This window comes from Macrococcus epidermidis, assembly GCF_003259695.1.
Lineage (GTDB): Bacteria > Bacillota > Bacilli > Staphylococcales > Staphylococcaceae > Macrococcoides > Macrococcoides epidermidis.
Genome location: NZ_PZJH01000008.1, coordinates 52903 through 64528, shown reverse-complemented (window position 1 = coordinate 64528; position 11626 = coordinate 52903). Strand labels below are relative to the sequence as shown.

Here is an 11626-nt window from a genome sequence, read left to right as displayed (position 1 = left end):
AGTAAGTCCCCCACGGTTCTATAAGTTGTTGCTATCCTGTTTAAAAGCATTTATTTTTATTTATATTTATTCTATTTTACCAATGATTAAGTAAAAATTAAACTTTCTAATTTAACATATACATACATTTTAAATGTTTAAACAACATATTTATGATATTGTCACAATTCATTCCATCCAATATTTTGAAATGGTTGTATAATAAAGATGAGAATAATAGTAAAAATCGGGCATTCCTGCTCAATAAAATCTAAGGAGCTGTTCATATGAAAAATGTAAGTATCATCGGTGGCGGAGTATTGGGTAGCCAAGTGGCATTTCAAAGTGCATTCTTTGATTGCAATGTTGTCATGTATGCAAGAACTGAAGACTCAGTTAAACGTATTCAAGAGAAGTTAGCAAAGCTTGTACCGATTTACGGTGCTTATTTTAATAATCCCGAAAAAGCGCAAGCTGCACATGATGCCATTAAAATTTCTATGGATATGTCTGAAGTATTAGCTGATAGCGATGTTATGATCGAATCCATTGCAGAAAATTTAGAAGCAAAACAAAAATTGTACGAGAGCATACAAGGTATCGCGCCTGAGAAAACCATCTTCTTAACAAATTCTTCAACGATGATGCCAAGCGCTTTCTGCGATTTTACAGATCGACCTGATCGTTTTTTAGCGTTACACTTCGCTAATTCTATCTGGCAAAATAATATCGCAGAAGTAATGAGCCATGATACAACGGATCCAAAATATAATCAAATTGTGATGGATTTTGCGAAACAGATTAACATGGTACCGATTCTAGTTAAGAAAGAACAACCTGGCTATATATTAAATTCTTTACTTGTGCCATTATTACAATCAGCTGAAATGTTACTTGCAAATGGTGTCGGTGACGTTGAAACAATTGATAGAACATGGATGATCGCAACAGGTGCTCCAGTCGGCCCATTTGCTATGTTAGATGTTATTGGTCTCACTACTGCTTACAACATCTCATTACAAGCTTCACTGAAAAACCCTCATTTACAAGGCGTCACTGATATGTTAAAAGCATATATCGATGCCGGTAAACTAGGTGTTGCAACAGGAGAGGGGTTCTATAAATATCCAAACCCTAGCTATAAAGCATCAGACTTTCTAAAAGGATAAATGCTTCACAGCCGAACATTGTGTTCGGCTTTTTTTGTAACTTTTCTCACACCTCATGTTCTTAAAACCAGATAGCTTCGTTGTAATTATGACATCTTTTCAAATTCACTCCTTTTTTCAACACAAACACTATATATAGTATTAATATTTAGTCGAAAACACAATATATAGTAGGTGATAAAATGTTAACAGAAACAACTGATTTGAAGGACAGCTTAGAACGTTTAATAAATAGACATCCAGAAGTCGTTCATGAGAATGCAAACAAGGATGCGAATGTCTTTAATACACTGCGTGATTTAACTGCTGGTACTGTTGCGAAATCACTCGGCCTTGATATGCTACCGAAACATGTTAAACACGCTCACTTAAACGGTGATATTCATTTCCACGATTTAGATTATCATCCTTATATGCCGATGACGAACTGCTGTTTAATTGATATTCCTAATATGCTGGCTCATGGTTTTAAGATTGGTAACGCGAAAGTTGAATCACCAAAATCGATTCAAACTGCTGCAGCTCAGATCGCACAAATTATCGCTAATGTCGCCAGCAGTCAGTATGGTGGATGCTCAGTAGATCGTATCGATGAAGTGCTAAGTCCTTATGCTGCTTTAAATGCAGAAAAACATCGTCAAACTGCACAAAAGTATGTCCAGCAAGATAAACAGCAACAATATACCCAGCAAATGACCGAAAAAGATATCGGTGATGCCATCCAGTCGCTTGAATATGAAATTAATACACTTTATACAAGTAACGGGCAAACACCGTTTGTAACTTTCGGCTTTGGATTAGGAACGGATAAGTACAGTGTTATGATTCAACGTGCAATATTAAATACGCGGATTGCAGGACTTGGGACCGATCAAACGACTGCAATATTTCCAAAGCTTGTCTTCAGTTTAAAAGACGGAGTGAATTTAAAGCAGACTGATCCAAATTATGCGATAAAACAATTGGCTATCGAATGCGCTACAAAACGCATGTATCCTGATGTATTAAATTATCAGGCGATAACAGAGATGATTGGCGATTTCAAAGCACCGATGGGTTGTCGAAGCTTCCTGAATGCTTATCAGGAAGATGGACAGTTTATCAACAATGGCCGTTTCAATCTAGGTGTCGTAACGCTTAACTTACCTCGGATTGCATTATTAAGTAATAATCCGGATACATTTATGACCATGTTGCATCAAAGATTGGATATTGTACGTGATGCTTGTCTGTTTAGAATTAATCGATTAAAAGATGCGCGCCCACAAAATGCCCCCATACTTTATCAATATGGTGCATTCGGTAAAAGACTACATGCCGACGAAGACATATCAGCTTTGTTTGATAATCGTCGTAGCACTATCAGTATCGGTTATATCGGATTATATGAAGTTGGCGCGCATTTATTTGAGAAAGACTGGGAACAGAATAAAGATGCTTATGACTTTATATTAAATATATTAAAGACGATAAAATCATACGCTGATAACTTAACCAATCAATACGATATTCAGTTCAGTGTATATGGTACACCAAGTGAATCTCTAACGGACCGCTTCTGTGCACTCGATTTTGAACGCTTTGGTCCTGTGGTAAACGTAACCGATAAAGGGTATTATACGAATTCATTTCATTATGATATCCGCAAAAATATTACCCCTTTCGAAAAAATTGATTTTGAAAAAGACTTCGCGCGTTATTCCACAGGCGGATTTATTCATTATTGCGAATACCCTTCGCTTGTCCATAACCCTGAAGCGTTAGAAGCAGTATGGGACTATGCTTATTCACGTATCGGTTATCTCGGTACGAATACTCCGATTGATCAATGTTTTGAATGTGGTTATTCCGGTGAATTTCAACCGACTGCTACAGGATATGTCTGCCCTGAGTGTGGAAACAATAATCCTGAAACGACAGATGTGGTCAAACGTACTTGCGGTTATCTCGGACAGCCTTTAAAACGTCCAATGGTAAAAGGACGTCAAATTGAAATTGCCACGCGTGTCAAACATATGTCGACAAGAGATGATTTATTATGACGTATGAAGGTATGGGATATGTTGCCAGGATAATGAATTGTGTCGTTACAGACGGAACGGGCATGCGTGTGTCTCTCTATGTATCCGGCTGTCACTTTCATTGTCCCGAGTGTTTCAATGCAAGTATCTGGTCATTTAATCATGGAGAACGCATCACAGAACAGAAAATCGAAGAGATATTAACCTTGCTTGATAAAGATTATATCAGCGGACTTTCTCTACTTGGTGGGGAACCGTTAGATAATTTAGCTGTTATTCAACCACTTATTTCAGCATTCAGAAAGAAATTCGGGAATAGAAAAGATATATGGATGTGGTCAGGATATATGATTGAGTATATTAAAAATACACCAGTGCTAGCTGAAGTTTTAAATAATATCGATGTACTTGTTGATGGTCCCTATGTCCATAGCCTATTTCAGCCAAACTTAAAGTTTCGCGGGTCACTTAATCAACGTATCCATTATTTAAACAAAGGTAATATATTACATGAAAAATAAATAATGTTTTTTTATTTATTTAAGATATAATGTAATTAATATTATTTAATGGGAGTTTAACTAATGGATAAATATCAAATTAAAGCACTTGCACTTTCTGTATTAACTGCATCACAATTCGTTCTACCTACAGCTGTACTTGATCATCAAATACCCGAAGCACAAGACGGCGTCGTGAACTTAAAATCAGTCGGTGACGTACTCGTTCATGGTCATGTGGCACGTCATGCACAGACGGCAAATGGTTATGACTTTAATCCAGGATTTGAAGCGGTTAAACCGATGATTGAGAACGCTGATATTGCGATCGCTAACCTTGAGACACCCATCGCTGCAAATGAATTAGGTCTAGGTGATTATCCTACATTTAATTTGCCACCTGAAGTCGCACAGGCCATTAAAAATGCTGGATTCGATATTGTCTCAAATGCGAATAACCACGCACTCGATCAGGAACAAAAAGGGTTACATATCTCTTTAGATTACTTAGATAAAATGCACTTACCATATGTCGGAGCTTATCGCAGTCAAGAAGATCATGACACGCCACGTATCATCGAAGAAAACGGTGTAAAACTTGGATTTTTAGCATACACTTATGGGACAAATGGGCATGAACCAGCTGCTGATTATGATGTGAATTTTATCGATCTAAAAAAAATGAAAAAAGATATCGAAACATTAAAACCACAAGTTGATGGCGTTGTTGTCTCATTACATATGGGTACAGAGTATCAGTATCACGAGAATCAAGAGCAACGAGATGTAGCACAGGCGCTAACGGATTACGGTGCAGATATCGTCCTTGGTGGACATCCTCATGCTTTAGAGCCGATGAAACAGGATAAAGATAGCTTTATCATCTATAGCCAAGGTAATTTCTTTAGCGGTCAAGGTCAAATGCAGACACGTCTGGGTGGGATTTTATCTTTAGATATTAAGAAAACAAAAGATGGTGTTGAAGTAGCCTCAGGTGAATTCTTACCTACATACAACGAAGGTGATTATAACGCTGGCGGCTATAAAACTGTACCTTTAATGCAGTCATCACTTGATGATGGTACGAAACAAACGCAGTTTAATTTTATTAATGATTTAATGACAACGTATCCTTCAAAAGTGAAAGTTGTGGAGAATTTATCACATTAAAGTAAAAATTCCTTGTATTTTACGTAAAAAGTATTATAATAACCTTCTACACATAGAAAGAAGGATGAATATGTCACTGTCAGTTGAAGAACGTAAAGTTACAAGTACAGAATTATACGCTCATCTAAACGATGCGACGTTATCTATTGCCACAATCGCAGAACATTTTAATTTAACATCTCAGGATATTACAGCAATTTTAAATATGGATAATTCGCAAATGTCTACAATACTTCCAACGAATGAATTTATTCATCTCGTTTGGGATGTTAGAGATTTTATCAACGATGAACTTCGTACACACGGGATTACGCCAAAAGAATATAGTTATTTAAAAGGTATGAAAACCGATTATTGGTTTTTACAATAAATACTAAGGAGAGACAAGCATATGCTTATCTCTCCTCTTTTATTTATACTTATATTTATAACACAATATGCATTATTTTCTACGTGCAGAAATAATAAGCATCATCGGCCTTCTTAATTCATCTTTCATCTCAGGCACTTCATCTAGTAGCTTTTCACTTGGCTCAGGTTCAGAGATGCCCTTAATCACGAAATCATTATCAATCAGCACACTTAAGTAATGTGAAAGTGTTCGATGATATTTCCTTACTTCTTCCCCAAGAAATTGTGTCTCACGTTCGCCCTCTTTATAATAATTGTCAACCGGCCAGAACAATTTATTGCCTGCCTCATCATAGATCCAGTCCTGACTACCTTCAGCTGTAAATACAGGATGTTCTACACTAAAGATAAATGTACCGTTAATCGTTAATACTTCCTTAACCTGCTCAACAACATCTTTAAATGACGGTAAATAATGTATCGCTAATGAGCTCATTACTACTTCAAATTCATGTGGTTCAAAGTCTAATTCATCCATCGACTGATTAATAAAAGTAATCTTATCTGCATCCGGCTGTGCCTGCGCACGCTCTAACATCTTTTCAGAAATATCGATTCCGACAACTTTCTCTGCGCCTTGTTCTACAGCATACTGGCAATGCCAGCCGTAGCCACAACCTAAGTCCAGCACAGCAGCACCATTTAACTCGGGAAGCATTTCTTTAAAGTTCTCCCATTCGCCAGCTGCTTCTAAACCTTTCTTTGAGCGTTCCATCTCGCTATATTTATCGAACAATGACCGATTATCATACATATTATTGTCCATAGGCACTCCTTTAAGTATCTTATTAGCATTTACTTTATCAAAATTATAATCGTTTATAAAGTTTTTTGAATAGTATTTAAAAAAAGAACAAACAATAAAATCATAATGATTTTCAATGTTTGTTCATCAGTTGGTATACAAATTTCTTCACTTCGGTAACGCACTTTTCTTGTCCTCTGTTGAGTCACTCATCGGTAACGCTTCACTACCGTTTGCTGTATAAACGACAATCTCTAGAGATGACGACTCACTCGTTGGTGATTGGTTTGTAGTATCTGGTTCAACCATTGCTTCCATCTGGACGTTATCCTCAATAGATTGTACACCATAGTACGCTCTGTTAAAGTATGTATTTCCTTTTGAGAAATCAGTATATCCATCTTCTTTTAGTGCAATATCTTTTGTCGTAATCGCTGAAGCTATTTTACCAAATGACTGAATATATTTATCATTTGCTTTCTTAACTTCTGCATCTACTTTTTTAATTTGAGGCAATTTTTTTGCCGTTTGAACTTTCGCTTCGTATTTGACAACGATATTTTTCACTTTTATAAGTTGCTGTTCAACATCTTTTTTATTATCATATAAAGTCATCGTATTAATGACACGATCCATCTCTTTCGAATATTCTCTAACGGTATCAACATATTCATATTTCGATGTAATAGGTTTTACTTTCGGAATTTTCGAAGCAACTTCTATTGATATTTCTTTTTTGAGTTGCTGAATGTTTTCGTCTGCAATTTGTTTATGCTGTGGTTTTATTTCTTTAGGATTACTTTGTATAAATTCCATCTCAACAGTAGGTGTTGTTTGTTGATTCGTAGATGATGCTTTCTCTGTAGATGTTCGTGCAGCTTCTTCTTCATGACAGCCTGTGAGTATTAGGGTTATTGTGCACAATGCTATGATTCTTTTCATGCATCCTCCAAAAATATCCTTAAGTTTATCAGTACTCACATATTTTAACATAACGCTATCAGATTGTAACTAGTTTTGAAGGAACAATTTAACCTCTTTTACAAAATCATCGTATTGTTCATATAACAACCCATGGCCACTATTTTCATAAATCGACAATTTGCTGGCAGGTAATAGTGCAGCGAGCGCTTCGGCTTCTTCAACCGGTACTAATTCATCATATCTACCGCTCATCACGAGCGTCTTTACTTCAATCACATCAAGCCTTTGTGGATTATAATCAACAGTAGAAGTGATGACTGCATCCTCTTCTTTTTCAGTCATACCACTTTGTGTATCTTTCATCTTCTTACAATATTTTTTTACTGTTTTAACATCTTTAAACATATAGTCTTCCAGCATAGCGTTACGTTCTTTACGTGACATCGTTCTTAATATACTTGCATATTGATTATGAAATTCACGCTCAGCTTCGTAGTAACTTCTTATTCCCGTGCTAATCAATATCAGCTTGTTTACATATCTCGGATATTTAGAAGCGATGGTTGCTGCTACAGAACCACCGAGTCCAAATCCTAAAAAGTGTGCTTCTTTAATATACAAAAGATCCAGAACGGTTAATACATCTTCTACATAATCGTCCATATGAATTTCTAACGGTTTATCACTAAATCCATGACCACGCAAATCTATTTTAATAATTTGAAAATTTTTCATAAAAGCCGTATCGAAATCATCAAACATTGTTGTGTTCATAAATTGGCCATGGAGCATCACTAGTGGATACCCTTTTCCAATGAGTTCGTAATGAACAGCTATATCATTATTTGTTAGCGCTAGTTCCATATTCTATCCCTCTAGTCTCTTGTAATTTTTGCAAATTCTAATACATCTGAAGCTTCGTCGTATTTATAATCATTAACGTACTCTACGACTTTAATCGAGCAATGTGCTTTAATCGTTACATCATCTGCACGCAGTAAATCACAAACTACATTTTCTACACTTGCATTTACTGCATCGATTTCACGTACTGTAAGGATTGATGATTCATCTTTAAAGATGAGCTTTTCTCGTTCTGCTTTCACCGTAAGTTCGTCGCATATAATATAGCGAATGTTACTTACTTCAGCGACAGTGATCGTTATGTTTTCTGCATTCAGCTCTTCATCCAGACGCACTGATCCATTAGACTGAAATGTAGTGGCTTTTACTGGTCCCATACCAATAAATGCACCTTTATTTTGAATATCATTCACTTTTATTCCACGCTTTAAGTCCACCGTTCCCTTATTATTGATTGTGTCGATAATTGCTTCATCCTGTACAGCAATATAGCCATCTTCATCAATTACAAGTTCATTCGTTTCAAGTGTTCCTTCAATGACTAATTCACCATAAACTTTCAAATAAGGTACATTTAATTTACCTTCAATTTTTAATACACTATCTTTCTCAATGAATAATTCATTGGCCTCAACACTTGAAGTAACTAATGAATTTCCTTCAACATTGATCGTCTCAAATATACCACCTGTAACTGTTTCATCTTTCCATACGACATTCATCTATATCGTCTCCTCACCTATAATATTAAATAACTCTGATAAGTCTTCAATTCGATAGTCCATCATTGTTTCACCAGGGGCTTTAAAATAATGATTATCTTTAAATACTGTCTTCATTCCTAAACGGTGGGCTGCTTCGATATCATTGACCGGATGGTCACCAACAAAAATACATTCCTCCGGTTTAACGCCGAGCTTATCACACATCATCATAAATATTTCCGGTTCAGGTTTTCTGTAACCTACCGCCTCTGAAATTAACGTTTCTAAAACATATTTCTCTATACCCAAAACATCGATAATATAACTTTGATGTGACACCTTACCATTTGTAATAATACCTATTTTTAATCCTCTATTTTGAATTCTTGAAATAATATCTTTTAAATCAGGATAACCTGTCGCAAACTTCGGATAATTTAAATCATAGTCCAGCAGTAAATCCTTCTTTTCGATGTAATGAATATCAAGTTGATTAAGCAATGCTTTATATACACGATCTTTTTTCACATAACCGTGTTCATCGTATGCTATAAAATAATTGATATAGTCATTTTTTTGTACATGCGTAAAATATTCTCTATATCTTTCAAACTGATCTTCTAAAAATAATCGTAACGAACGTTCTCGATCAAGTAATGTACCATCCAAATCAAATATGATTGCTCTTTCCATCTAAATCCCTCCAGTTAACAATAGTATAGCCTATCTGTTAAAATGAAATCGATTAAAATGACGAGGTGACTTATGAACTGGAAAAAAAGACGTATCATCGACAAAACGGATTATCTTGTATTTCAAGTCAATACGACAGAATTTTCTTATCAGGCACAAAGTGCTGAATTTTATCAGATTGAGGCCCCGCATTGGGTCAATATTATCGCAATACATAATGATTGTATCGTCATGATCAAGCAGTTTCGTATCGGCATAGAAGATTATATACTTGAATTACCCGGCGGTATCGTTGAACCCGATGAATCCCCATTAAATGCTGGTCAAAGAGAACTCAGTGAGGAAACAGGATATATCGGCGAGGCACAAGTGATTGGCGTTATGCATCCGAATCCAGCTTTATTTACAAATCAATTAACAACCATTTTAGTGACCGACAGCAAGCAAAGCGGGACTATTTCCCGAGAAATATTTGAAGATATCGAAGTCGTCCTCGTTCCAATTAAAGACTTAAAAACAAAAATAGCGCATGGCGAAATCACCAATGCGCTTACTTTAGCGAGTTTAATGCAATACTTTAGTTTATAGTATTTCTGTTTTGTTTCAAAATAATCCATAGTAATAGCGGCATACCCATTAAACACATCATGATTGATACAGGAATCTGTACCGGATAAAGCATTGCTCTGCCCAGAAAATCTCCCGTTAAGACGAGTAATACTGCTAAAAGTAATGTCAGGTTCAATTTTGCAAGATGGTTTCCTTTAAAATTCAGTTTTACAAACGGCGGAATAATCATACCGACAAATCCAATAATACCTGTCATACTAATGAGCACAGCACACATAATACTCGTTGTAATGAGCAGCATATAGATGATTGTATGCGTTCGTAAACCAAGTGCAATTGCTCGGTCTTGTCCTAATCCAAGTATTTCAATTTGTTGCTGTAAAAAATAAATAATCATCATACCCACAATAGTTAACGGTAATAAAACGATAACATCTTTAAAACTTACCGAGTTTATCGAGCCAAACAAATAATTCATGATGTTGGATGATTTCTCCGGAAACATCAGCATTAACACATAAACGAGGCTGGAAAAGAAGAAGTTAATAAACATGCCGATCAGTATCATCCATGTTGTCTGTGAATTAAATTTATGATTTAAGCTGGCAAGGATCACTATCAGTAACGTTATCATACTGAATAAAATACTAAATATTGCTGTCATCGTAATGCTAAATCCTAATACGATGGAAAGTGCACTCCCAAAACTTGCACCACTGGCAAGTCCTAACGAAAAACTATCTGCAAGATAATTATTTAATACGGTCTGAAACACATATCCTGTAATGGAAAGAATGATTCCGACGAGCATACCCGTTATAATTCTTGGCAGTCTAATTTCAAGTAAAATTGTCCTACCCATTGGATCCGTTACGTCCAGCCATCCAAAGTTGTCATAAAATAACGATAAGCATGTCACAATAATGATAAGCGACAATACGATAATATTATTTTTCATGTGCGATAGCTTTGGCAATAATTTCCATACCTTGTGCGATTCTTGGTCCTGGACGTGATACAATATCCGGATCAACGGCATAGATTTGATTTTGTTTTACCGCTTCAACATGCTTAAATCCGTTTCTTGATTTTACTTCTTTGATTAATGCTGCATTTGACAGACCACTCGTAGAAATAATGATATCCGGATTTTTCTTAACGATTGCTTCCGAACTCACCGCCTGGTACCCTTCTATGCCACTAAATATATTGACTGCACCGAGTTGTTTCAATAAATCATTCATTAATGTATGATTGCCACCCGTATAAATGTCGGGGTGTGATGAAATTTCCAGAAATACTTTTTTACCCTGGACATCCTTTTTGTATTTAATCGCAGTTTCTTGAATTTGACGTTTAATATCTTTTATCAACGCTTTGCCTTCAGCTTCTTTATGTGTGACAATAGCAATTTGTTCTATGCTTTTATATAGCGAATCAAATGAATGAGCATCCTGAACGACGACGACTTTAATACCTTTTGATTTCAACTTTTGTAACGTTTTCTCTTGCGCTTTTTCCATAGATTGATGCGCAAACACAATCGTTGGTTTCGCTTTTAATATCGCTTCATAATCAAGTTTCATTCCATCAAACTTTTCCTTATCTTTAACCTGTTTAGGATAATCATCTACTGTCGAAACACCGATAATCTCTTTATAGACGCCTAAATCATAAAGAATTTCTGTATTGCTTGGTATTAACGAAATAATACGTTCCTTAGCGTCAGACTGCTGCAACTTGTCTGTCGTATTACAGCCTGAAACAATGAAAAGTACTGTCATCAAGAGTATAAATAACGTTTTCTTCATAAATCCTCCATTCATTCAATTTTTGTATAATTATACCATATGCAATATCTTTCTTACAAAATACA

At 35.7% G+C, this 11626-nt stretch carries 13 protein-coding genes; 6 read left to right on the top strand and 7 right to left on the bottom strand.

Annotated features, from left to right (window positions below):
* Positions 1-266: 266 nt before the first annotated feature.
* The 5 genes from BHU61_RS11920 (at position 267) to BHU61_RS11900 (ending at position 5209) form a co-directional block, all read left to right on the top strand.
* Positions 267-1148, top strand: a complete 882-nt coding sequence (locus BHU61_RS11920) for a 3-hydroxyacyl-CoA dehydrogenase (RefSeq protein ID WP_111717141.1) — start codon at positions 267-269, stop codon at positions 1146-1148.
* A gap of 182 nt (positions 1149-1330) precedes the next feature.
* Positions 1331-3190, top strand: a complete 1860-nt coding sequence (gene nrdD / locus BHU61_RS11915; RefSeq protein ID WP_111717139.1) for an anaerobic ribonucleoside-triphosphate reductase — start codon at positions 1331-1333, stop codon at positions 3188-3190.
* Positions 3187-3690 carry an anaerobic ribonucleoside-triphosphate reductase activating protein gene (gene nrdG / locus BHU61_RS11910; protein WP_111717137.1) on the top strand — a complete coding sequence of 168 codons (504 nt, stop codon included), beginning with the start codon at positions 3187-3189 and terminating at the stop codon, positions 3688-3690. Before nrdD ends, nrdG begins: the two co-directional genes overlap by 4 nt.
* A gap of 63 nt (positions 3691-3753) precedes the next feature.
* On the top strand, positions 3754-4839 hold the full coding sequence (locus BHU61_RS11905) for a CapA family protein (protein ID WP_111717135.1): 1086 nt from the start codon (positions 3754-3756) through the stop codon (positions 4837-4839).
* Positions 4840-4909: 70 nt separating this feature from the next.
* Positions 4910-5209, top strand: a complete 300-nt coding sequence (locus BHU61_RS11900; protein WP_111717133.1) for a DUF2316 family protein — start codon at positions 4910-4912, stop codon at positions 5207-5209.
* 72 nt (positions 5210-5281) lie between these two features.
* On the opposite strand, the gene BHU61_RS11895 is transcribed toward BHU61_RS11900, so the two are convergent.
* From BHU61_RS11895 to BHU61_RS11875, 5 genes are all read right to left on the bottom strand, one after another.
* A complete protein-coding gene (locus tag BHU61_RS11895) occupies positions 5282-6016 on the bottom strand; it encodes a class I SAM-dependent methyltransferase (RefSeq protein WP_111717132.1) in 735 nt (244 codons plus the stop codon).
* Positions 6017-6163: 147 nt separating this feature from the next.
* Entirely contained in the window at positions 6164-6937 is a 774-nt protein-coding gene (locus tag BHU61_RS11890) for a hypothetical protein (RefSeq protein WP_111717130.1), read from the bottom strand.
* Positions 6938-7006: 69 nt separating this feature from the next.
* The gene (locus BHU61_RS11885; RefSeq protein ID WP_111717128.1) at positions 7007-7783 is read right to left on the bottom strand and encodes an alpha/beta fold hydrolase; all 777 of its coding nucleotides are present in this window, start codon (positions 7781-7783) and stop codon (positions 7007-7009) included.
* An 11-nt stretch (positions 7784-7794) separates the two neighbouring features.
* Positions 7795-8505 (bottom strand): hypothetical protein, encoded by a 711-nt coding sequence (locus BHU61_RS11880; RefSeq protein ID WP_111717126.1) that lies wholly within the window; start codon positions 8503-8505, stop codon positions 7795-7797.
* A complete protein-coding gene (locus BHU61_RS11875) occupies positions 8506-9180 on the bottom strand; it encodes an HAD family hydrolase (protein WP_111717124.1) in 675 nt (224 codons plus the stop codon).
* Positions 9181-9252: 72 nt separating this feature from the next.
* Between BHU61_RS11875 and BHU61_RS11870 the strand changes: the two genes are divergently transcribed.
* Complete coding sequence (locus BHU61_RS11870; RefSeq protein ID WP_111717122.1) at positions 9253-9768, top strand: NUDIX hydrolase; 516 nt, start codon at positions 9253-9255, stop codon at positions 9766-9768.
* On the opposite strand, the gene BHU61_RS11865 is transcribed toward BHU61_RS11870, so the two are convergent.
* Positions 9758-10708: a FecCD family ABC transporter permease gene (locus BHU61_RS11865; protein ID WP_170122553.1), complete on the bottom strand. Its 951-nt coding sequence runs from the start codon at positions 10706-10708 to the stop codon at positions 9758-9760. The two genes, BHU61_RS11870 and BHU61_RS11865, sit on opposite strands and share 11 nt — an antisense overlap.
* The gene (locus tag BHU61_RS11860) at positions 10698-11561 is read right to left on the bottom strand and encodes a heme/hemin ABC transporter substrate-binding protein (RefSeq protein ID WP_111717118.1); all 864 of its coding nucleotides are present in this window, start codon (positions 11559-11561) and stop codon (positions 10698-10700) included. Before BHU61_RS11860 ends, BHU61_RS11865 begins: the two co-directional genes overlap by 11 nt.
* Positions 11562-11626 lie beyond the last annotated feature (65 nt).